The sequence below is a fragment of the Paraburkholderia sp. GAS82 genome (assembly GCF_050436285.1).
GTDB lineage: Bacteria > Pseudomonadota > Gammaproteobacteria > Burkholderiales > Burkholderiaceae > Paraburkholderia > Paraburkholderia phenazinium_B.
The window spans coordinates 94939-117933 of sequence record NZ_JBNDLX010000003.1 but is presented as its reverse complement, the minus strand read 5'-3'; the positions used below and the strand labels follow the sequence as shown (position 1 = coordinate 117933).

Below are 22995 nucleotides of genomic sequence, written 5' to 3'. Positions count from 1 at the left end.
ATCGGACTCTGATTCAGATCGACGGCGCTCTTTCATCCAATCGTTGTATTTCGCAGCGCTGGTCGGCACAAAACACACGCAGCGATGAAAGCATGGTGTGTTGATGGGGTCACCGGTGTTCCGCCGGTTCGTGTCGCCTGCCGTTGCTCACAGCAACTCTGTTGCATGGGATTGGAGTAGGCGCTAAAGCGCCAACCCCAGTCGACCGCGATAAAACTGCATGGGACTCGAGTAAGCGCTAAAGCGCTAACTCGGATCGACAAAGGAGAACCCACCAAGATGAAGTCGGCGTTTTCATTCTTCCCCGGCTGGCCGCTCTCACCTGATGCCATTTTCTGGGCAGGGCTCGCATTGCTCGCCGCTGGTTTGTGCGGCGAACTCTGCTATCGCGCGTGGCGCTTGCCGCGTATTTCCGGTTACGCCGTTATTGGTCTGGTGGCAGGTGCCGCAGGCTTCGGTGTGATCGATACCGTTTCGGCGAAAGCTGCCCGACCCTTACTCGATGTCGCGCTCGGCCTTTTGCTGTTCGAACTCGGCAGCCGGCTCGACTTGCGCTGGATCCGCCGCAACCCCTGGTTGATTCTCTCGAGCATCGCGGAATCGACACTGACGTTCGTGCTGGTGTTGCCAGTTCTGCTGTTTCTTCATGTCCAGCTAATCGTTGCCCTGGTGCTCGCGGCGATCGCGATGGCCACTTCGCCTGCCATGGTGATTCAGCTGAAAACAGAGTTGCGTGCAGAAGGGCAGGTCACGCAGCGTTTGTTGACTTTGACAGCGCTCAACAGCATGTACGCGGTTGTGATCGAAAAACTTGTGTCAGGATGGTTGCATCAGGAAACCTACGGCAACGCATTCGCCACGATCCTGCAACCGCTTTACCTGTTGATCGGCTCACTGGTTCTCGCGTTTGCGCTCGCACGCACCTGCATCTTTTTCTATCGCCGTATGAACATGCAGGACGAGCATTCTTTCGTCGCATTGTTCGGACTTGTGCTGCTGGCCATTGCGATCGCACATCTGTTCAAGCTGTCGACCATTCTCAGTCTGCTCGCCGCCGGCATCATCGTGAAGAACATGGAAGCGCGGCCGCAGCTTTGGCCGCAGCATTTCGGCACTGCGGGCTGGTTGCTGACCGTGATTCTTTTCGTGCTGACGTTGACGTCGTTCGAATGGAAAGACATCGGCATTGGCGGACTCGCGGCACTTGGACTGATCCTTGCGCGCCTCGTTGGCAAGCTGGTTGGCGTGCTCGCCTTCGCGAAACCGAGCGGATTGAACTGGAAGCAGGGTGTTGCGCTTGGACTTTCGCTTTCGCCGATGTCCGCGCTCGCCTATCTGCTGGTTGACGATACCTACAGCCTCTATCCGAATCTGGATCCCGGCTTGCGCGCGATCATGATGTGTTCGATCGTTGTACTACAGATTGTGGGACCGTGGCTCGTGTATCGCTCACTTGCGCTGGTGGGCGAACGGCGAGAATGAATGGCTCGCGCGCTGCCGTGTTGCGCGCAAGCTGCGCGCCGCAATGCTGTGCGCCGCATTTCTGCATGCATATGCGACATTGAACATTGAAACGGCGGGGCAGGTTTAGCCTGTCCCGCGGACTTGAATCAGGGGACGCCATGTCACTCGAACGCTTCGTCGATTCGCAACCGTTCACCTTCGGTATCGAACTCGAGATGCAGATCGTCAATACTCATGACTATGATCTGACCAAAGCCGCTTCCGATCTGTTGCGGCTCATCAAGGATGAAAAAATCCCCGGCAACATCACGCCGGAGATCACCGAAAGCATGATCGAACTCTCGACCGGCATCTGCACGTCGCATGAGCAGGCGTTGACCGATCTGCGCACGATCCGCGACACGCTGGTCAGCGCCGCCGATCATCTGAACGTTGGCTTGTGCGGCGGCGGCACCCACGCTTTCCAGCAATGGAGCGACAGGCAGATCGTCGACACGCCTCGCTTTCAGTACCTTTCCGAGTTGTATGGCTACCTCGCCAAGCAGTTCACCGTGTTCGGCCAGCACGTGCATATCGGCTGTCCGAATTCGGACAGCGCGCTGTTTCTCCTACACTCGATGTCGCGTTTTATTCCACACTTCATCGCGCTTTCGGCATCCTCACCGTTCGTGCAAGGCGTCGATACCGGCTTTCATTCGGCGCGTCTGAATTCGGTTTTTGCCTTTCCGCTGTCAGGCCGCGCGCCGTTCATGCTGACGTGGGACAGCTTCGAAGAGTACTTTTCGAAGATGGTTCACACGGGTGTCGTAAACAGCATGAAGGATTTTTACTGGGACATTCGTCCGAAGCCGGGCTTCGGCACGATCGAGGTGCGGGTGATGGACACGCCGCTGTCGGTCGATCGGGCCGCGGCGATTGCCTGCTACATCCAGACCCTTGCGCGTCATCTGCTGCTCGATAAACCGCTGACGCCGAAGGAAGACGATTACCTTGTCTACACATTTAATCGTTTCGAAGCGTGCCGCTTTGGACTGGAGGGAACCTGTATCGATCCGCAGACCGGCGAGCGTAAAACGATTTCAGAAGACATCCTCGAGACGCTCGACCGGATCGCGCCGCATGCCGAGGCGCTCGGTTCGGGGAAAGCGCTGGCCGAAGTCGCTTCGATCGCGCGTGGTCAGGTCAACGATGCAACCTGGTTACGCACGGTCTTCGAACATGAAAAATCGTTGCATGAGGCGGTTCGGCAACAATGTTTGCAGTGGCGCGCGTAAGCGAATAAGGTCGGCGATGCCCGGCTGGAATCTGCAGACGGAGAATTTTTTGCGAATTTTTTTCGTCGTCCTGATTCCAGTAAGTGTTCCTTAGAGATTTCCAAAGTTTACGTATACATACGTAGTAGTAGTTAACAAGCATGACACCGGCCTGTGGACAACTGAATAATTCCCTGAAAAGTCAAAGTCATGCGTTAATGATAACTGCGCGGTTCGGACGAGGATCCAGGGTGGAAAGTCCGGATAACTTTGCGGGCGCAGAGGGGACGAAAGGCTTGTCAAGAATCGGTGCACAGGCAGTCCCGGGCCTTTTTCAGTGGTTATCCACAGGTGAGCGTGAATAACTTAGCTGTACGATTGGCCGCTCTCGCATAGAATGTCGTTTTCGCTGCTTCGGCATGGTGGAGTCGCTGACCGGTTTCAGGGAGGCGACTGTGTCGGAGATAGCAAAAAAGTGTTGTAGTGTTTGCCAGCAATGGCGTACGAAGCGGTACATTTTCGAGATAGTTGATTCAGTCCGTCCGTGGTTCGGGCGAGGCTGCCCCCACACAGGCTGCCGGCGTGTTTGGCACCCGACGGCCAGCTAAACAGCGGCATGCTGTCAATAACCAACGAAAGATTATGAGCGAAGGCGTATACGGAGAGCAGGCAACCGGGCGAGTTACCCACAGCCTATTGCGACTGAGCACGGCCATGCGAAGCCAGGCATGGGAGTGGGCCGAAGGCGCGGGACTGACGCCGACCCAGGGCGAGATTCTGGTGTTGCTGATGCAACGCAAGGGTCCGATGCGTCTGGGCGAGATCGCACGTGAAACGGCTTTGACGGCCGCGACCACAAGCGACGCAGTCAGCACTTTGGAAAGCAAGGGACTGGTCGAAAAGCGCCGTGCGCTCGACGACGGCCGCGCCCTCGCGGTACGTCTGACGGCTCGTGGCCGCACGGCAGCCAAGCGCGCTGCGCAATGGCCGGACTTCCTGTCGAAGGCAGTCGGTACACTGCGTGACGACGAGCAGGCGCTGTTCTACCGCACCTTGCTGAAGACGGTTCGTCAGCTCGAAGAGCAGGACGACATCCCGCCGCACCGCATGTGTCTGACGTGTACGCACTTCGAGCCGAGCAAGAATGCGAAGAAGACGCCGCATCATTGCAAGCTGCTCGACCTGAACATGTCGGATACGGAAGTGCGCCTGGATTGCTCCGTTCACGAAACGGCTGACGTCGCGACCCAGAAGAAAATCTGGAAGATCTACGCGCAGTAACGCGAGGTCTGCTGTAAGGCGAAACCGGTCATGGCAGCCGCTCGACGCGGCCTGCCTGGCCGGTTTTGTGCCGTCGGACGACTTATTTTTTGTTCAAACTGAGGGTGAGATGTGCCGATGAATCACGAAGTTCTGGCTATTCGCCATGTCCACTTCGAAGATCTGGGCAGTCTCGAACTGGTGCTGGGCGAGCGCAGCCGGCCGGTGCGTTATCTCGATGTCGGATTTGCCCGCATCGAGGCGCCGGATCCTGTTGCGCCTTCGCTGATGGTCATTCTCGGCGGCCCGATCAGCGCCATTGACGATGCGCGCTATCCGACCATTACGCCGCTGTTGTCGATGATCGAAAAGCGTATCGCGGCAGGTTTGCCGACCCTCGGCATTTGCCTTGGCGCGCAACTGATTGCACGCGCGCTCGGCGCGCGGGTCTACCGCGCACCTCAGACCGAACTTGGCTGGACGCCGCTCACGCTGACGGAAGCCGGACGCGCGTCGCCGCTTCGGCATCTGGACGGCGCACTGACCTCCATGCTTCATTGGCACGGCGATACTTTCGACCTGCCCGCAGGCGCGACGCACCTTGCGTCCACAGTCGCCTGCGAAAACCAGGCGTTCAGCTGGGGCAAACATGTGCTCGGCCTGCAATGCCACCCGGAAATCCGGGCCGACCGTTTCGAGCCCTGGCTGATCGGCAATGCCGGGGAAATCGCCTCTGAAGGCATCGATGTGCGTGAACTCCGTGCCGATACCGCCCGGTTGGGTCCGCGCCTGGAAGAGGGCGCGCGCCTGATGTTCGGCGAGTGGCTCGATCAGGTCGAGAAGAAGGCATAAACCGTACGTAGTGCCAGGCGCAATAGCGGCCGGGCATCGGGTGCCGCGGCTGATGGATACGTACTGCTGTCCAGCAACGAATCGGGCACGGTGCTATCCTCATTCGCTCTTCCGCAATCCCAAAGGCGTAATCCATGAGCGCGCTTTTCTCTCCGCTCACGCTGCGTAGCGTGACACTTGCTAATCGCATTGTTGTGTCGCCAATGTGTCAATACTCCGCCGAGCGCGGCGAGGCGACCGCATGGCACATGATCCATCTGGGCAGCATGGCGTTATCGGGCGCAGGCATGCTGTGCATCGAAGCCACGGCGGTCGAACCCGATGGCCGCATCACCCCGGGCGATCTCGGCCTGTGGGACGACGCGACCGAAGCCGCACTCGTGCCGGTGCTTGCAGCTATCCGCAAACACTCCTCGATCCCGGTCGCGATGCAACTCGCGCACGCCGGGCGCAAGGCCTCGAGCCACACGCCATGGGACGGCGGTCAGCTGATTCCGGTTGCCGAGGGCGGGTGGTTGCCCCACGCACCGTCTTCGCTGCCGCACAAAGCAGGCGAGGAACCGCCGCTCGCGCTCGATACGCCTGGTCTCAACCGCATTCGCGAGGCGTTTGCGGCATCGGCCCGACGCGCAGCGCGTCTTGGTATCGACGCGCTGGAAGTGCATGGCGCACACGGCTATCTGCTGCATCAGTTCCTGTCGCCGATCGCCAATCAACGCCAGGACGAATATGGCGGTTCGCGTGAAAACCGCATGCGCTTTCCGCTGGAGATATTCGAAATCGTGCGTGCCGCGTTTCCGGCCGACAAGCCGGTCGGCGTGCGGGTTTCCGCAACCGACTGGGTCGAAGGCGGCTGGAGTCTCGACGACACGATCGCCTTCGCGCAGGAGTTGAAAAAGCGCGGTTGCGACTGGATCGACGTGTCGTCAGGAGGCGTCTCGCCGTTGCAGAAGATCCCGCTCGAACCGGGTTATCAGGTTCCGTTCGCGCGCGCGGTGAAGCAGGCTACGGGCCTCCCCACGATCGCAGTGGGTCTCATCACCGATCCGCTGCACGCCGAGCAACTGATCGAAGAGGGGGACGCAGACCTGATCGCATTGGCTCGCGGACTGCTCTACAACCCGCGCTGGCCTTGGCATGCCGCGGCCCAACTGGGCGCGACAGTCGAAGCGCCGCCGCAATACTGGCGCTCGCAACCGCGCGATCAGAAAGCGCTGTTTGGTGAGATTTCGTTCGGACAGCGTTAGATCTGTCGCCGGCACAACATGCTGATGCTTGTTTGACGGTTGAAGGAAGCCATAGCAAGCGTGTACGATGCCGGATGTGACGCAAGTGCGTTGCAAGATGACGCGGCGCCTGCATGGCGCCGCGTTTGCTATTCGCGTCGGAAAATCCGGCTGCTGGCGTGTCGCCGGTGCTGACGAGGGCCGGGATGTTCACCTCAAGTTCTTCACAAGGATTCATTCAATGAGTTCACGCAGGATCGCCGTGCGCCGTTCTGGAGTGCATGGCAAAGGCGTGTTTGCGGTCGAACCGATTGCGGCCGGCGAGCGCCTGATCGAATACAAGGGCGAGCGGATCTCGTGGAAAGAAGCTTTGCGACGTCATCCACACAATCCGAAAGAGCCGAACCATACGTTTTACTTCGCGCTGGATGGCGGGGGCGTCATTGACGGCAAGGTGGACGGCAATAGCGCGCGCTGGATCAACCACTCGTGCGCGCCGAACTGCGAAGCCGAAGAAATCGACGGGCACGTGTACGTTCACGCGTTGCGCGACATCGAGGCCGACGAAGAACTGTTCTACGACTACGGCCTCGTGATTGACGCACGTCAGACCAAGAAGCTGCAGAAGGAGTACGAGTGCCGGTGCGGCGCGCGCAAGTGCCGTGGCACCATGCTGGCGCCGCCGGAAAAGAGCGACAAGAAGGGCAAGAAAAAGAAGAAGTAGTGCCCGCGCACAGCCTTTGGATGGCCGGCCATGGCGCGGCCATCCAGGGCGAGAAAACTACTGCGAAATAACAGATCGATCGGCGCCTGGTGCGCCGATTTTTTTGGTGCGCCGGTTCTCGGTGTCGCGCACTGCTTCGGCGCGAATGAGCGGAATCCGCACGATAAAGCGGGCCCCGCCTTCTGGTGCATCCTCGTAATGCACGCTGCCGTGATGCAGCACCATGATGTCGTGAACGATGGCGAGGCCAAGGCCCGCGCCGCTATCGACACCATTTTCGCTCTGGCCGTCGCCGCGGAAAAACCGTTTGAAGAGATCAGCCTGCTGCACCAGCGGCACACCAGGCCCGTTATCTTCGACGACGATCTCAGCCATCCGCACATCGCCGACGGTGCTCTGCGAGACGGTGACCGTGATACGCCCGCCGTCGAAGCGCGAGGGCGGCACATACTTCAGCGCGTTGTCGAGCAGGTTGGCAATCACCTCATGCAGCAGCACCGGGTTGCCGCGCGCGATCAGCGGGCGATCGTTGGCGGGGTCGTCCAGACGCTGGAAACCGAGGTCGACGTGCACGGCGAGCGCACGCGGCACCCATTCGGCACCGGTGTCGAAGGCGAGCGCCGCCATGTCGACGTTGACGAAGCGCGCGGCCTGCTCGCCAGGCTCGGCGCGCGCCAGCGATAACAACTGGTTCGACAGACGCACCGCACGGTCCGCAGCGGCGCGCAGTTCACGCACGGCCGCCAACGTGTGTTGCGGATCGCGGGCGATGGCCGCCTGTTCCGCATGCAATTTGACGGCGGTAAGCGGCGTGCGCAGCTGATGTGCTGCGTCAGCGATGAACTTGCGCTGGGCGTCGAGTGCGGATTTCAGGCGGTCGAGCAGCGCGTTCAGTGCACCCGTCAGCGGACGGATTTCGACCGGCACGTAGGTTTCGTCAACCGGCTCGAGCGACGTGTGGGTCTGCCGGTTCAGCGAGTCGGCCAGATCGGTGAGTGGGTTGAGCTGCTGGTTCACCACCCGCCATACGATTACCCAGCCGGCGAGCAGCAGCAGCAGCAACGGCATCATGATGGCAACCAGGAATTCGGCGGCGATCTCGATGCGGTGCTCGACCGGCTGCCCCACCTCGATGACGATCGGGTTGCCCGTTGGCTGATCGACGCGTACCTGCGCAACCCGCATCGTGACGCCTTGATACTGCGTTTCGAACACGTAGGCGTAGTGCATGATGCGCACGCTTTTGCCCTGCAGCGGCAGTTTGGCATCGCCGGCGATTTCAGTGTCGCCGTCGCTGATCCGGTAGATCAGGTGCTCGATCGGATCGGAGAACATGGCTTGGGCGAGCGGCGGCACGGTCGCCTTCGCATTCGGGCCAGCAATCTGGATTTGTCTGGAGATGGCCGTGGCGAGGTCCGCCAGCGACCGGTCGACCACGTGCTGCGTGTACTGCCACGCGAGCCAGTAAGCGATCAGGCCGCTCATCAGAGCGAGCAGGGAGAGGGGAGCGGCAAGGCGGCGCAGCAGCGTGCGACGCAGGCTATTCGCGGCCGGGTGGGGCATGGTCGAACGCGATAAAAGAGGCCGAGCGGCACGTGAGCCGCTGAAAGCCGCTGGGCAACGGCGAACCGCGCATCCTCGCGATGGATGCGCCATGCCGGCCCAGCGCCGTCAGGTCATCGGGCCGCGATGGCGACCCTGGACCTTCATGGCCATTATGCGGCCTGACGGATTTCCTGCAACAGGTAGCCGAAGCCACGCACCGTGACGATTTCGACACGGCAGTTTTCGAGCTTTTTGCGCACACGGTGCACGTAGACTTCGATCGCGGTGTCGCCGAGATCGCCGCCGAAGTGCGTCAGGTGATCCTGCAACTGCGCTTTGCTGACCACGCGGCCATGACGCAGCAGCAGCATTTCGAGCACCGCGAATTCGCGCGGCGACAGTTCGAGCGGCTTGTCGTCGTTGAAGATGCGGCGATCGACGCCCGACAGGCGCACGCCGCCCAACGACACTTCCGGACGCGGCATGTCGCCGTGCGGACCGCTGCGGCGCATCACGGCACGGATGCGCGCTTCGAGCTCGGCCGGTTCAAACGGTTTCAGCATGTAGTCGTCGGCGCCGGAATTCAGTCCCTGGACGCGGTCGTTCAGTTCGTCGCGCGCGGTCAGCACGATCACCGGCGTATGCCGGTTGCTCTGGCGAAAACGCGAGAGCAACGTCATGCCGTCGATGCCGGGCAAGCCGAGATCGAGGATCACGAGCTCGTGACGGTTTTGCGTGAGGGCCTGTTCGGCGAAAATGCCGTCGTGGACCATGTCGACCGTGAAGCCGGCTTGTTCGAGACTGCTTTGGATGCCGCGTGCGATGGGGCGGTCATCTTCGATCAGAAGGAGTCGCATGGGTTTCGCTCAAGTACAATGGGTTTAGGCGTTCGGGCACGCGGTTCGCCGGGGCGCCTGCTGCACAGGGTGCCTGGCGGCGTCGCCGTACCTGCGCGTCCATCGAGCGATCACGAGAGTCATGTCCGATATAACGATCCACGAACTGGAAGCCGCGATCAACTTCTGGCGCGCCCGCTCACCTTCGAGCGGCGACGAACTCGTTCTGTGCAAGGAGGCAAGCGCGCTCTCCAAGCCGTATGCGCTGATGATTGTACAGCGTCGGAACGCGCTACCACCGGAAGGTTTGGATGAGACCGCGAGGGAAGCATGGAATTCTTACGTTCGCCTTAAGAATGGCCTGTAGAAGTGAAGGTTTGCGCGTCTGAATGCCTGCAAAGCGCTTTCATCGTACTGCAAACGCACTTTTATGCACGACATTCACCACCAGTTTTACTGTGCCCCTATGGCGATCTGATCGATAAAACGGGCCAGCAAAATGTCCCGTTCCGTTAGCCCATTCGCCTCATGCGTCGACAAGGTGATCTCCACCTTGTTATAGACGTTGAACCACTCCGGGTGGTGGTCCATTTCCTGGGCCTTGATTGCGACCCGCGTCATGAAACCGAACGCCTCGTTGAAATCGGCAAACTTGAGTTGTCGCTGGATCGCGTCGCGGCCGGCTACGGCTACCCAGCCGCGCAACTCGCCCAATTGCGTGGAACGCTCTTCGGAAGTGAGTTTGTGAATCATGAGGATACCTCCTGATCTGCAGTGGTGCGCCTGAGCGCAACCGTCTTGGCGGCCGGTAGCGCGCCCGCATCGGAGCGGCGCGCGTTGCGCGGACATTGGCCTATTTTTTCACGGATCAAGGCTCGGCGCAGGGCGATGCGTGTTTGAGCATGTGCGGAGGTGACGGCCGCGCAGGAGAGGTATGCTGGTCGGACTCGTTGCGACGGCTTCACGTGTCAGGCAGCTCAGACATTGCTGTGCGGTGCGGTAAATGCTTATAGAGAGCGTGAACGAAGCATAGATTGAGTTATGTATGCAATAATCGTGCGTTAAACGATATATTGATGCGGGGAATCATCATGCTTGAACTTGATCACTTCGATCTCGCGTTGCTCGAGGTCTTGCAGCGCTTTGGACGGGCGACGCATCAGCAACTCGGCGAGCAGGTACCGCTGTCGCCGTCGCAGATTGGCCGGCGGTTGCAACGTCTCGAGCAGCTGGGCGTGGTGGACGGCTATCGCGTGGTGCTGCGGCCCGAAAAGCTGGGCCTCGGCGTGACCGCGTTTACGAGTCTGAAGCTCAAGCATCACGGCGACTCGATCGTCGAACAGTTTCAGCAGCAGATTGATATGCTGCCGGAGGTGCTCGAGTGCCACGCGGTGGTCGGCGATGCGGATTATCTGCTGCGCATTGTTGCGCCCGATCTGAACGCGCTGTCGTCGTTTGTTATGAAGAAGCTGATGCGCGTGCCGGGGGTGGACAGTGTGCGCTCGAATATCGTGCTCACTACATTCAAGCGCAACGGGCCGTTGCCGTTGGGGCATCTGGCGCCGGGGGCCGCCGCCGGCCAGGCAGGCAGCGGGCGGTGACCCGCCGGGCGGTCCCGCTGGCCGCCTGACGGACTATGCAACCTTGCGTGGCTCGCTATCCGGGCTGAGCAGATCCACATACGCGACGGCCACCAGATCTGACTCCGGCACCCCTAGCTTCGCAAACATCTCATGCGCTTCGGCGTGCCCGTCTTCCTCCTCGTCGTCCTGCGCGAGGAGCACTTCCAGCTCGACAAAGTCACCCAGACCGTCCACCCGGTCGAGGTGAATCCGCGTACGTCCGATCGTGTAGACGTGGCGTTCCTTGGTGACGATGCCACGTGTGGTCAATGCCGTGGCGAGCAGCGAGTGCATGGCTTCCGGATTGGTCACGGGGCTGCGCGTGTAGTACGAAGCCTTGGGGCCGTCGCGGTCGTCGCGCTGATAGAAGATCAGTTCAGCGGGCGTGCCGTCGTCGAACTGCCGCAGCTTGAGGCGGCCACGCGGCACATCGTAGAAGAAGTCCTGCTGGCGGAAGATCAGCGGAGCCTCGGGCGACAGTTCCGCGGCGCGTTCGCTGAGTTGATCGAAGTGCTGGGCGCGGGCTTTGATTTCGATGTTGCGGGCCATGTCAGGCTCCTGAGGAAGGATGGATTTTCGGCGGCTTCGGGTGGGACAGGATGAAGCGTGCCGTGAAGGACAAACTCGGACGAACTCAAAACAAAAGCGCTGCGCGGACAACGTGCGCGAACCCTGAATCTAGCAAAAAGCGCGTGACCGTGGCGTTACGTTGGCGGTGATTTGGGTGATTCATGTGATTCGCCGCCGCAAGCCTTCTCGCCGTCATGAGCCGGACTCATATCGCCCATTGCTGCTCGATGAGCTTGAGGGCAGCGGCGATGGCCGGATCGTCCTTGCGGGCGGCTAGCGTGACGAAGCTCAACTGGGTCGGCACCGTTACACCCTCGACGATGGTGAGCGCGTGCGCATGGGCCTCGGCGATGGCGGTGGCGTCGCGCACGAGGGTCAGGCCAACGCCGGATTTGACCAGATCGAGCATCGACGGCTCCTGATCGACCTCAGCCACCTTAACAGGCTTGACGCCGGCCTCGGCAAAGCGGCGCGACAGAAGCCGGTGATGGGCGGACGCGGGCGGCGTCCAGATCCACGGCAGGGCGGCGAGCGCGCGCCAGTCGCGCGCCCCTTTAACGCGGTCTTTCCAGCCGGCGGGCGCGAGCACGCGGTACTGGAAGTGCGTCAGCGTGACGGCGTGGAATATGGCGCTGTCACGCGTTTCGTCGTCCGATGGCTGGCCGATGTAGTAGCCGACATCGAGCTCGCCTGTACGGATCTGCTCGAGGACCCAGCCGGACATGCCATGGCGAAGCGCTGTTTCGATGTGTGGCCAGGTCTCGACGAGTTGTTTGAGGAAACCGCCGAGGCGGAGGAATTCCGGATCGAGGATGGTGCCAATGCGTAAGCGGCCGCGCACTTCGTGGCGTAATGAAGCGGCGGCGCGGTCTACGTCGCTGGCGGCGGTGAGGGCTCGTTCTGCGTGTGGGAGGAGCGCCTGGCCGTCGCGGGTTAATGATAGGCCGTGTGAGGTACGGGTAAACAATGTCAGGCCTAGCGTTTCCTGCAGGTGCTTGATCTGTAGGCTGACGGCTGGTTGGGTTAGGTGTAGTTGCACCGCGGCGCGGGTGAGGTTGCCCTCGTGGGCGACAGTGACGAATGCTCGTAGCAGGGTTAGGTCCATCTGCTGATATTAGCGCGGCTTATACGGCAGTTGAGCAATACTCATTAGATTTTGGTCGTGGTGGGGCTTACGCTTTGGGTTTTGTTGTTGTCTGTGCGGCGCTGGCCCGTGTTCCTGCGGGGTTGGCCTTTCCTTGCTTTGTCAGTGGTCTATTAGCGTCGCCCCTGTGCGCTCACCCTCCGTGACAAAGGACTCATTCATCCCGCCCACGCGCAGCGTGGCGGATGGGTCTTCGAGGGTGGGGTGCGAGCGTCGACTTGCAAGGCAATGCGGAAAGTGTTTGGATACCTAAGTATGACGTTACACGATAAGCGAATGGACAAGGAATTGTGCAGCGACGGCGGGGTGCGAAACGGATACGCGCGCACACGTCCCCTGCTTTCCTCGGCAGACCCATCCGCGACGCACGTAGTGCGGAGTGGGGTGGATGAGTCCTTTGTCACGAGCTCGTGTGGTGCGAGCGCACGTTTCGTGCGCGGACCACTCCGTGTTCACACGAGTGGTGGACACCTACGAGCTAGCGGTTGGAAGCCCGCTTTCTTTGCTTACTTTCTTTGCGGCGGCAAAGAAAGTAAGTGCCGCCCCGCACAGGGGCGAAGCCAATAGACCACTAACAAAGCAAGGAAAGGCCAACACCACAGTAACACCAACGAACCAAGGCGCCGCAGGCAAAAACAAACCACGCCAAGCAGACAAAAAGCAGCAACACGGAGACAAAGCGATGACCACAACCCAACAGAGCGCTACCCGAACGCAGGAGGGCGAATACGACTACATAATAGTAGGCGCCGGCACAGCAGGCTGCGTGCTAGCAAACCGCCTGAGCGAAGACCCAGAAATATCAGTACTTCTACTGGAAGCCGGCGGCAAGGACGACTACCACTGGATCCACGTCCCGGTAGGGTACCTGTACTGCATCGGCAACCCCCGCACCGACTGGCTCTACAAAACACGAGAAGAACCCGGCCTGAACGGCCGCGCCCTCTCATACCCACGCGGCAGAGTCCTGGGCGGTAGCTCCTCAATAAACGGCATGATCTATATGCGCGGCCAGCGCGAAGACTACGATGAATGGGCCCGCGTCACCAATGACCCCTCGTGGTCCTGGAACAACGTCCTCCCCATCTTCAGACGCAGCGAAGACTACTACGGCGGCGCCAACGAATCGCACGGCTCCGGCGGCCCGTGGCGCGTCGAAAAACAACGCCTCAAGTGGAAAATCCTCGAAACGTTCTCGCAAGCCGCGCAGCAAGCCGGTCTCCCTGCCACCGATGACTTCAATCGCGGTGACAACACCGGCGTCGGCTATTTCGACGTGAACCAGAAGCGCGGTGTTCGCTGGAACGCCTCGAAGGCCTTTCTGCGGCCCGCGCTGAAGCGCCCGAATCTCACCATCATTACGGGTGCGCTCACGCAACGCGTCGTCTTCGATGGGCGTCGCTGCACCGGCGTCGAATATCGCGGCGATAACACCAATTATTTCGCCAAGGCCCGTTGTGAAGTCATCCTCAGTTCTGGCGCCGTCAACTCGCCGCAATTGCTCGAGCTCTCCGGTATCGGTAATGGCGTACGTCTGCAAAACCTTGGCATCGACGTCGTCCATGACCTGCGCGGTGTAGGTGAGAATCTCCAGGATCATCTGCAATTGCGGATGGCCTACAAGGTCGATGGCGTGCGCACCCTCAACACCGCCTCCGCGCACTGGTGGGGCAAGCTCATGATTGGTCTGGAGTACGCGCTGTTTCAGAGCGGACCCATGGCAATGGCGCCGTCACAGCTAGGCGCTTTTGCGAAGTCGGACCCGGAAGACCGCTCGCTCACGCGGCCCGATCTCGAGTATCACGTGCAGCCGCTCTCGCTCGATCGCTTCGGTGAGCCCCTGCATCGCTTCAACGCGTTTACCGCCTCGGTGTGCCATTTGCGTCCCACCTCGCGCGGCAGTATTCATATCACGTCGCCCGAGGCCGATGCGCCGCCGCTGATCGCGCCCAATTACCTGTCCACAGATTACGACCGGCACGTTGCCGTCAATGCCGTGCGTCTCACGCGGCGTATCGCTGCGGCGCCCGCATTGGCCCCGTATCGGCCGCAGGAGATTCTTCCCGGCATTGAGTTTCAGACTGAAGAGGAACTGCAGCGGGCGGCCGGCAAGGTCGGTACGACGATCTTTCATCCGGTAGGCACCTGTCGCATGGGTAGCGCGGACGATCCCGCCGCCGTCGTCGACCAGCGTCTGCGCGTGATCGGAGTCGAGGGTTTGCGCGTAGTCGATGCCTCGGTGATGCCCACCATCACCTCGGGCAACACCAACTCTCCAACGCTGATGATCGCCGAGCGCGCGAGCGACATGATTCGCGAGGATCGTCGTGCACGCGCTGCGGCGCAGGCATTGCAGACAAATTCCACCGCTTCGATGTCCATTGCATGACAGGCAGGCCCGTTGCGCGCCGCGGGTCCCGCGGCGCGCAATTGCATACTAAGTGCAAATCCCGATGAATGCGGTGCATCATTGGCGCGACAATGACGCCATGCTGCGTCGCGCGCCATGGATTACCGTCCGCATTGGTGCACCACGCCAACGATCGGCACGGGGGTGTCGTCGCCATCAAAACGTCGCGCAGCCTTTGGCGCGGAAGATCGTAGTGCTTCGCCTTACTTCGCATGGAAGGGAACATGATTCTCGGCGATACGATTCTCGAAACGCGCGGGCTGACCAGGGAGTTCAAGGGCTTTGTCGCCGTCAACGGCGTCAACCTGCGCGTACGCCGTGGCTCGATTCATGCGCTGATCGGTCCGAACGGTGCCGGCAAAACCACCTGTTTTAATCTGCTGACCAAATTTCTCGTACCCACTGCCGGGCAGATCGTCTACAACGGCGTCGATATCACGCGCGAACGGCCCGCACAGATCGCCCGGCGCGGCATCATCCGCTCGTTTCAGATTTCCGCTGTGTTTCCGCATCTGACGGCATTGCAGAACGTGCGCATCGGTCTGCAGCGTGCCCTGGGCACGGCGTTTCATTTCTGGAAAAGCGAGCGTTCGCTGCATCAACTCGATGATCGCGCCATGGATCTGCTGACCCAGGTCGGTTTGACCGATTTCGCCGATGTGCTGACGGTCGAGTTGTCCTATGGACGCAAACGCGCCCTCGAAATCGCCACCACGCTCGCCATGGAGCCCGAACTGATGCTACTCGACGAACCCACGCAGGGCATGGGTCACGAAGACGTCGATCGCGTCACGGCGTTGATCAAGAAGGTGTCGAGCGGCCGCACCATTCTGATGGTCGAACACAACATGAATGTGATTGCCGGCATCTCCGATACGATCACCGTCCTGCAGCGCGGCGAGGTGCTCGCCGAAGGCACGTACGCTGAAGTATCCAGGAGTCCGCTGGTCATGCAGGCCTATATGGGCAGCGCCGACGCTGCGCTCGCCGGAGCGCACGCATGAGCACGATTGCCGAGCGCGAGAATGTCGAAGTCAGCGAGCTCGCCGTTGCGGAGCCCGCGCTGGAGATAGCGGGCTTGCAGGCCTGGTATGGTGAATCCCATATATTGCATGGCGTCGATCTGACGGTGAACCGCGGCGAAGTGGTGACGCTGCTGGGCCGCAACGGCGCCGGACGCACGACCACGCTGCGCGCGATCATGGGACTCACGGGCCGCCGTACCGGCTCGATACGCGTCGCCGGTCGTGAAACGATCGATATGCCGACCCATCGCATCGCGCACTGCGCCATTGGCTATTGCCCGGAGGAACGCGGCATCTTTTCGAGCCTCTCCTGTGAGGAGAACCTGCTGCTGCCTCCGATGGTCGGCGATGCCGCGCACGTGATGTCGCTCGACGAAATCTACGCGATGTTTCCGAACCTGCACGAACGCCGGATGAGCCAGGGCACGCGGCTCTCGGGCGGCGAGCAGCAGATGCTCGCCGTAGCCCGCATCCTGCGCACGGGCGCGAGTTTGCTGCTGCTCGACGAAATCTCCGAGGGTCTTGCACCGGTCATCGTGCAGGCGCTCGCGCGCATGATCGTGACGCTCAAGGCGCGCGGCTACACGATCGTGATGGTCGAACAGAATTTCCGTTTTGCTGCGCCTCTCGCCGACCGCTTCTATGTGATGGAGCATGGCGGCATCGTCGAGCACTTCGGGGCGGGTGAACTCGAAAGCAAGATGCCGGCGCTGCACGATCTGCTGGGCGTATAAACGATAAGCGCCCGATTGCCTCTGATAACCACAAGCAAGGAAACAAGGAGACACCAATGAAAATGAAAACCCTCGCGCGACTTTCAGCGTTCTGCTTTGCTGCCGCGGCCAGCGCCGCAGTGATGATGGGCGGCGCGCGAGCTGCCGACGACACGGTCAAGATCGGCTATATCACTGACATGTCCGGCCTCTATGCCGATATCGACGGCCCGGGCGGCCTCGAAGCGATCCGTATGGCGATCGCCGACTTCGGCGGCAAGGTCAACGGCAAGCCGATCGAACTGCTCTATGCGGATCACCAGAACAAGGCGGATATCGCCGCATCGCGGGCACGTGAATGGTTCGACCGCGACGGCGTCCAGATGCTGATCGGTGGCACGAACTCGGCGACCGGCCTCTCGATGAACCAGGTGGCGGGCGAAAAGCACAAGGTCTATATCAACGTCGGCGCTGGCGCGGACACCATGACCAACGAGCAATGCACGCCGTACACGATTCACTACGCGTACGACACGACGGCGCTCGCGAAAGGCACGGGCGCCGCGGTGACGAAGCAGGGTGGCAAGACGTGGTTCTTCCTGACGGCTGACTACGCGTTCGGCAAGGCGCTGGAGACGGCGACTGCGGCCGTGGTGAAGGCAAACGGCGGCCAGGTACTCGGCGACGTGCACCACCCGTTGTCGGCTTCGGATTTCTCGTCGTTCCTGCTGCAGGCGCAGGCATCGAAGGCGCAGGTGCTGGGCCTTGCCAACGCCGGTGGCGATACGGTCAACTCGATCAAGGCCGCGAAGGAGTTTGGCATCACGAAGACGATGAAGCTCGCGGCGCTGCTGATCTTTATCGACGATATCCATAGTCTCGGACTCGAGACGACTCAAGGTCTGGTGTTGACCGACTCCTGGTACTGGAACAAGAACGACACCACCCGCAAGTGGGCTGAGCGTTACTTCGACAAGACCAGGAAGATGCCGTCGAGCCTGCAGGCCGCCGATTACTCGGCCGTCACGAACTATCTGAAGGCGGTGCAGGCGGTCGGTTCGACGGATCCGGACAAGATCATGGCCCAACTGAAGAAGACCAAGATCGACGACTTCTACGCCAAGGGCTACATCCGTGAAGACGGCAGCATGATTCACGACATGTATCTGATGCAGGTGAAGACGCCGGCTGAATCGAAAGAACCGTGGGACTACTACAAGATCACGGCAACCATTCCGGGCGATCAGGCGTTCACGACCAAGGCGGAAACGCGCTGCGCGTTGTGGAAATAAGCTTCGGCTGAAACCCCGTTTGCCGGTCCTCTGCATGGACGGCAGACGGGCCGGTTCACGATGCTGCGCACAGGCTGTGTACGAGCTACGTGTCGCCGGAAACACGCGTAGCTCGATCTCACCTTGACGATAGGTTAAGGGCTAAGGGGTTCAATGGAAATCTTTGGCATTCCGCTCTCGGCGATGCTGAGCCAGTTGCTGCTCGGGCTTGTGAACGGCTCGTTCTACGCGATCCTGAGCCTGGGTCTTGCGATCATCTTCGGGCTGCTTAACGTGATCAACTTCGCGCACGGCGCGTTGTTCATGCTGGGCGCGATGCTGACGTGGATGGGGCTGTCGTATTTCAATCTGCCGTACTGGGTGATGCTGGTGCTCGCACCGCTGATCGTCGGCGCGTTCGGCATTCTGATCGAACGCTCGATGTTGCGCTGGCTGTACAAGCTCGACCATCTGTACGGCCTGTTGCTGACCTTTGGACTGACGCTGGTGGTGGAAGGCGTGTTCCGCTCCATCTATGGTTCTTCGGGCCAGCCGTACGATGTGCCTGACGCGCTCTCGGGCGCGACCAATCTGGGCTTCATGTTCTTGCCAAATTACCGCGCGTGGGTGGTGCTCGCCTCGTTGGTGGTGTGCTTCGCCACGTGGTTCGTGATCGAAAAGACGCGCCTCGGTGCCTACCTGCGCGCCGGCACGGAGAACCCGAAACTGGTGGAGGCGTTCGGCGTCAATGTGCCGTTGATGATCACGCTCACCTACGGCTTCGGCGTGGCGCTCGCTGCATTTGCCGGCGTGCTCGCCGCACCTGTGATCCAGGTCTCGCCGCTGATGGGGCAGCCCATGATCATCACCGTGTTCGCGGTGGTGGTGATCGGCGGGATGGGTTCGATCATGGGCTCGATCCTCACCGGTTTGCTGCTCGGCGTGATCGAAGGGTTCACGCGCGTGTTCTACCCGGAAGCCTCGGCGACGGTCGTCTTCGTCATCATGGCGCTCGTTCTGCTGGTGCGCCCGGCGGGTCTTTTCGGCAAGGAAAAGTGATGCAAAGAAAAGCGCTGTACGGGCTGCTGCTGCTCGCGTTGATTGCCGTGCCGTTCATCGGCGTCTATCCGTTGTTCGTGATGAAGGTGCTGTGCTTCGCGCTGTTCGCTGCGGCCTTTAACCTGCTGATCGGCTACACGGGCCTGTTGTCGTTCGGGCACGCCATGTTTCTGGGGATGGCCGGTTATACGACCGGCTACGCCATCCAGACCCTCGGTTATCCGCCGGAAGTGGGCGTGCTCGCTGGCACGGCGGCGGCGACACTGCTTGGGTTGGTCGTCGGGCTGTTTGCTATCCGCCGGCAGGGCATTTACTTCGCGATGGTGACGCTCGCACTCGCGCAGATGGTCTACTTCGTGTTTCTGCAGGCGCCGTTCACGCACGGCGAAGATGGCCTGCAGGGCGTGCCGCGCGGCAAGCTGTTTGGCTTGCTGAGCCTGTCGTCGGATATCACGCTTTACTATGTGATCCTGGTGGTAATGGTACTGATGTTCCTGCTGATCGTACGCATCGTTCACTCGCCTTTCGGACAGGTGCTCGTAGCGATCAAGGAGAACGAGCCGCGGGCTGTCTCGCTCGGCTACGACACCGATCGCTTCAAGCTGCTGGCCTTCGTGTTGTCGGCGGGGATTGCGGGACTGGCGGGATCGTTGAAGGTACTGGTGCTCGGTTTCGAAACCTTGAGCGACGCGTACTGGACCATGTCGGGTCTGGTAATTCTGATGACGCTGGTCGGCGGCATGGGCACCTTGTTCGGGCCGCTGCTCGGTGCGGCGCTGATCGTCGCGCTCGAGGACCGGCTTGGCGATATCGGCGGTGCGCTCGCATCGGCGACTGGGGTGCAGTGGTTCAATTCGCTGGGCGAGTCGGCGACCATTGTGACGGGCGTGATCTTTATCGCCTGCGTGCTGGCGTTTCGGCGTGGCATCGTCGGTGAGATTGTGGCGCGGGTTCGCCCGCTGCGCGCGTAACAGGCGTGCGATCGCGAGATGCTTCGGTGTCCGATGCAAATCGGTAAAAGAGGCAAAATCGCCTGCGCCGCGAGGGCTGCATCGCAATGTTTAAAATGTGCCCCAATACAGTGCTGCGATGCACCACTAGGGTAAATGCTAGTTGTCCGGATGGGGGCGGTTGTTTAATCTTCACGCAGTTCTGATGAACACCGAATTTGCAGGTGGAGAACGAGGAGACATGAGGCACTAAGTGCCCAGACGAAAGCGCTGTTGGATATTGATCCAACAGCGCTTTTTATTTGCGGTTTCGGAAATTCATTTACCCGTTTTGCGCATTTGTCCTACGCCTTGTCTGTGCGTTTTCTTGCGGCTTTTCTCATTCAGTTTTGCACATTTTCCGCTTGATCGAGTGAGCTGGTTCTGCCGCAGTTGGGTGTTTCGTCGCCGGGCTGATGCACGCGCAACGCTTGTCGCAGGCGGCTCGCGTCCTCTACACTCGTCATTCACCGCGCGTCGGGCTGGGATTCAGATTGGCCGGTTCCATTCGAGCGAGTTGCACGATCGAGCGCGGAGCAGGATGAATTCGGCATTGCGCGGAATGAATGCCGCGTTAAATTCTGCTATTGAACTAACGAGAGGGCGCGAGCAGTTACGCGCCTTTTTTGTCGCTCGCGCATAATCGCAGATCGTCGTAGGCGGGACCGGCAGAGAAAATAACGGCAGTCACGTTGGACCGGTCACAGATTCAGGCATTCGGCTGATAAACCGGATAACAAATGGGCGCGTCAAGCGTTCGGAGATTCGCAATGAAAAAAACGAAGCAGTGGGTAGGCGCGGCCATCGCGCTTGCGTTGGTATGCGGCGCGGGCACGGCCGTAGCGCAGGTGAAAATTGGCGTGACCTTGTCGACGACGGGTCCGGCCGCATCGCTCGGGATTCCTGAGAAGAACACCATCGCTTTACTGCCGCAGCAAATTGCCGGCAAGAGCGTGCAGTACATCGTGCTCGACGATGCGACCGACACCAGCAAGGCTGTGCAGAACACTCACAAGCTGATCGATGAAGATCACGTCGACGCAATTGTTGGTTCAACGGCGACGCCAAATTCGCTGGCGATGCTCGACGTGGTCTCGGCGGCCAAGACGCCGATGATCTCGCTGGCGGCTTCGGCGGAAATCATCGCGCCAATGGATGCAAAGCGCCAGTGGGCCTTCAAGACGCCGCAAAACGACAGCCTGATGGCTGACGCGCTTGCTGGCTATATGGAGAAGCACGGTGTGAAGACGGTAGGTTTCATCGGCTTCTCGGACGCGTATGGCGAGAGCTGGTACAACGTGTTCAGCACCGCCGCGGCCGCACATCATCTGAAGGTCGTCGCCAATGAGCGCTACAACCGCACCGATGCATCCGTGACTGGCCAGGTGCTGAAGACGATGTCCGCCAATCCGGACGTCGTGCTGATCGCGGGCGCGGGCACGCCGTCGGCGCTGCCGGCCAGGACGCTGAAAGAGCGTGGCTACAAGGGCACTATCTATCAGACCCACGGCGTTGCCAATAACGACTTCCTGCGCGTGTGCGGCAAAGATTGCGAAGGCGAACTGCTGCCAGCCGGTCCGATCCTGGTGGCCGATCAGTTGCCCGATTCGAACCCGGTGAAGCAGTCGTCCGAGGGATACAAAAATGCCTATGAAAAGGCCTACGGCGCGGGTTCGGTATCGACGTTCGGCGGCCATGCATGGGACGCCGGCCAGATGCTGCAGCGGGCGATTCCCGAAGCGCTGAAGAAGGGGCAGCCGGGCACTGAAGCGTTCCGTGTGGCGTTGCGCGATGCGCTCGCGAACATCAAGGAACTGCCGCTCGCGCACGGCATCATGAATACCACGGCGACCGATCACAACGGCCTCGACACGCGCGCGCGCGTGATCGTGGAGATTGTCGACGGCAAGTGGAAGCTGCAGAACGAGTGACGGCTTCGCAGCATCCAGGTTTCGACGGTTCATGACGAGGAAGTATGGATCTATCTATCGCGGCGATCCTGGCGCAGGACGGCATCACCACCGGGGCGATTTACGCGCTGCTCGCGCTCGCTCTGGTGTTGGTGTTCTCCGTCACGCGGGTCATCTTTATCCCACAGGGCGAGTTCGTTTCGTACGGCGCGCTAACGCTCGCCGCAGTGCAGTCGCAGAAGTTTCCCGCTACCTGCTGGCTGCTGATGGCGATGGGCGCGGCGTGTTTCGTGGTCGAGACGGCGGGCATGGTGGGGCATCCGGAGCGGCGCGCCCATGCGATGCGCACGCTGGCGATGCTTGTGGCGAAGTATCTGTTGTTCCCGGTCGCGGTGTACGCGGTGACGCACGAACTCTTCGCACAGCCGCTGCCGATGCTCGCGCAGATTGCCCTGACGCTGCTGATCGTCATCCCGATGGGACCGTTCGTCTACCGGCTGGCTTTCGAGCCGATCGCCGAAGGCACGACACTGCTGTTGCTGATCGTTGCGGTCGCGGTGCACTTTGCGATGGTCGGGCTTGGGCTAGTGATGTTCGGCGCGGAGGGCTCGCGCACCAATGCTTTCTCGGATGCCACCTTCAACGTCGGCAGCCTGTCGGTCTCGGGACAGAGCTTGTGGGTGATCGGTGCGGCGCTGGTGTTGATCGCGGCGCTTTATCTGTACTTCGACCGCTCCATCTCAGGAAAGGCCCTGCGGGCAACTTCCGTCAATCGCGTTGGCGCCCGGCTGGTCGGCATCGGCACGACCCAGGCCGGCAAGCTCGCGTTCACGCTCGCAGCAGGGCTCGGCGCGCTGTGCGGCGCCCTCGTTGCACCCCTGACCACCATCTACTACGACTCGGGCTTCCTGATCGGTCTGAAGGGCTTCGTGGGGGCCATCATCGGCGGACTGGTCAGCTACCCGCTCGCGGCGGCGGGCGCCGTGCTGGTGGGCCTGCTGGAGTCGTATTCGTCGTTCTGGGCGAGTGCCTATAAAGAAGTCATCGTGTTCACGCTGATCATCCCGGTGCTGCTGTGGCGCAGTTTCGCCAGCCCGCACGCGGAAGAGGACGAGGAGTGAC

At 60.8% G+C, this 22995-nt stretch carries 20 protein-coding genes and 1 pseudogene; 16 read left to right on the top strand and 5 right to left on the bottom strand.

Annotation, left to right across the window (positions count from 1 at the left end; all coding sequences use genetic code 11):
• The first annotated feature begins 279 nt into the window (after positions 1-279).
• The 6 genes from P3T17_RS10875 to P3T17_RS10850 all read left to right on the top strand — a co-directional run bounded on the left by P3T17_RS10875 (position 280) and on the right by P3T17_RS10850 (position 6779).
• The gene (locus tag P3T17_RS10875) at positions 280-1482 is read left to right on the top strand and encodes a cation:proton antiporter (RefSeq protein ID WP_429287696.1); all 1203 of its coding nucleotides are present in this window, start codon (positions 280-282) and stop codon (positions 1480-1482) included.
• 140 nt (positions 1483-1622) lie between these two features.
• Positions 1623-2738 (top strand): YbdK family carboxylate-amine ligase, encoded by a 1116-nt coding sequence (locus tag P3T17_RS10870; RefSeq protein WP_074262964.1) that lies wholly within the window; start codon positions 1623-1625, stop codon positions 2736-2738.
• A 621-nt stretch (positions 2739-3359) separates the two neighbouring features.
• Positions 3360-3998, top strand: a complete 639-nt coding sequence (locus P3T17_RS10865) for a MarR family winged helix-turn-helix transcriptional regulator (protein ID WP_074262963.1) — start codon at positions 3360-3362, stop codon at positions 3996-3998.
• 117 nt (positions 3999-4115) lie between these two features.
• Positions 4116-4829, top strand: a complete 714-nt coding sequence (locus P3T17_RS10860; protein ID WP_074262962.1) for a glutamine amidotransferase — start codon at positions 4116-4118, stop codon at positions 4827-4829.
• A gap of 134 nt (positions 4830-4963) precedes the next feature.
• Positions 4964-6076, top strand: a complete 1113-nt coding sequence (locus P3T17_RS10855) for an NADH:flavin oxidoreductase/NADH oxidase (protein ID WP_429406618.1) — start codon at positions 4964-4966, stop codon at positions 6074-6076.
• Between the two features lie 220 nt (positions 6077-6296).
• Positions 6297-6779 (top strand): SET domain-containing protein, encoded by a 483-nt coding sequence (locus tag P3T17_RS10850; protein ID WP_074265886.1) that lies wholly within the window; start codon positions 6297-6299, stop codon positions 6777-6779.
• A 71-nt stretch (positions 6780-6850) separates the two neighbouring features.
• Here P3T17_RS10850 and P3T17_RS10845 read toward each other — a convergent pair.
• Positions 6851-8342 (bottom strand): annotated as a pseudogene (locus P3T17_RS10845) (sensor histidine kinase N-terminal domain-containing protein); the annotation flags it as partial.
• Positions 8343-8494: 152 nt separating this feature from the next.
• Positions 8495-9181, bottom strand: a complete 687-nt coding sequence (locus P3T17_RS10840; protein ID WP_074262960.1) for a response regulator transcription factor — start codon at positions 9179-9181, stop codon at positions 8495-8497.
• A gap of 121 nt (positions 9182-9302) precedes the next feature.
• Between P3T17_RS10840 and P3T17_RS10835 the strand changes: the two genes are divergently transcribed.
• Positions 9303-9527 carry a DUF3717 domain-containing protein gene (locus P3T17_RS10835; RefSeq protein WP_074262959.1) on the top strand — a complete coding sequence of 75 codons (225 nt, stop codon included), beginning with the start codon at positions 9303-9305 and terminating at the stop codon, positions 9525-9527.
• Between the two features lie 86 nt (positions 9528-9613).
• Here the strand turns inward: P3T17_RS10835 and P3T17_RS10830 are convergent, their stop codons facing one another.
• Entirely contained in the window at positions 9614-9913 is a 300-nt protein-coding gene (locus P3T17_RS10830; protein ID WP_074262958.1) for a 4a-hydroxytetrahydrobiopterin dehydratase, read from the bottom strand.
• A 338-nt stretch (positions 9914-10251) separates the two neighbouring features.
• On the opposite strand from P3T17_RS10830, the gene P3T17_RS10825 reads away from it, so the two are divergent.
• Entirely contained in the window at positions 10252-10761 is a 510-nt protein-coding gene (locus P3T17_RS10825) for an Lrp/AsnC family transcriptional regulator (protein WP_074265885.1), read from the top strand.
• A gap of 33 nt (positions 10762-10794) precedes the next feature.
• On the opposite strand, the gene P3T17_RS10820 is transcribed toward P3T17_RS10825, so the two are convergent.
• A complete protein-coding gene (locus tag P3T17_RS10820; RefSeq protein ID WP_074262957.1) occupies positions 10795-11331 on the bottom strand; it encodes a class IV adenylate cyclase in 537 nt (178 codons plus the stop codon).
• Between the two features lie 226 nt (positions 11332-11557).
• Positions 11558-12457, bottom strand: a complete 900-nt coding sequence (locus P3T17_RS10815) for a LysR family transcriptional regulator (RefSeq protein WP_429406616.1) — start codon at positions 12455-12457, stop codon at positions 11558-11560.
• A 721-nt stretch (positions 12458-13178) separates the two neighbouring features.
• On the opposite strand from P3T17_RS10815, the gene P3T17_RS10810 reads away from it, so the two are divergent.
• The 8 genes from P3T17_RS10810 (at position 13179) to P3T17_RS10775 (ending at position 22994) form a co-directional block, all read left to right on the top strand.
• Positions 13179-14885, top strand: coding sequence for a GMC family oxidoreductase (locus P3T17_RS10810; protein ID WP_429407190.1), 1707 nt, complete (start codon positions 13179-13181; stop codon positions 14883-14885).
• Positions 14886-15130: 245 nt separating this feature from the next.
• Positions 15131-15910: an ABC transporter ATP-binding protein gene (locus P3T17_RS10805; protein ID WP_074262954.1), complete on the top strand. Its 780-nt coding sequence runs from the start codon at positions 15131-15133 to the stop codon at positions 15908-15910.
• Positions 15907-16665, top strand: coding sequence for an ABC transporter ATP-binding protein (locus tag P3T17_RS10800; protein WP_429406613.1), 759 nt, complete (start codon positions 15907-15909; stop codon positions 16663-16665). Before P3T17_RS10805 ends, P3T17_RS10800 begins: the two co-directional genes overlap by 4 nt.
• A 56-nt stretch (positions 16666-16721) precedes the next feature.
• Positions 16722-17936: an ABC transporter substrate-binding protein gene (locus P3T17_RS10795; RefSeq protein WP_429406610.1), complete on the top strand. Its 1215-nt coding sequence runs from the start codon at positions 16722-16724 to the stop codon at positions 17934-17936.
• A 153-nt stretch (positions 17937-18089) separates the two neighbouring features.
• Positions 18090-18974, top strand: a complete 885-nt coding sequence (locus P3T17_RS10790; protein WP_074262951.1) for a branched-chain amino acid ABC transporter permease — start codon at positions 18090-18092, stop codon at positions 18972-18974.
• Positions 18974-19945: a branched-chain amino acid ABC transporter permease gene (locus P3T17_RS10785; RefSeq protein ID WP_429406608.1), complete on the top strand. Its 972-nt coding sequence runs from the start codon at positions 18974-18976 to the stop codon at positions 19943-19945. Before P3T17_RS10790 ends, P3T17_RS10785 begins: the two co-directional genes overlap by 1 nt.
• A 788-nt stretch (positions 19946-20733) precedes the next feature.
• On the top strand, positions 20734-21894 hold the full coding sequence (locus tag P3T17_RS10780; RefSeq protein ID WP_429406606.1) for an ABC transporter substrate-binding protein: 1161 nt from the start codon (positions 20734-20736) through the stop codon (positions 21892-21894).
• Between the two features lie 44 nt (positions 21895-21938).
• Positions 21939-22994: a branched-chain amino acid ABC transporter permease gene (locus tag P3T17_RS10775; RefSeq protein ID WP_429406604.1), complete on the top strand. Its 1056-nt coding sequence runs from the start codon at positions 21939-21941 to the stop codon at positions 22992-22994.
• Position 22995: the final 1 nt, after the last annotated feature.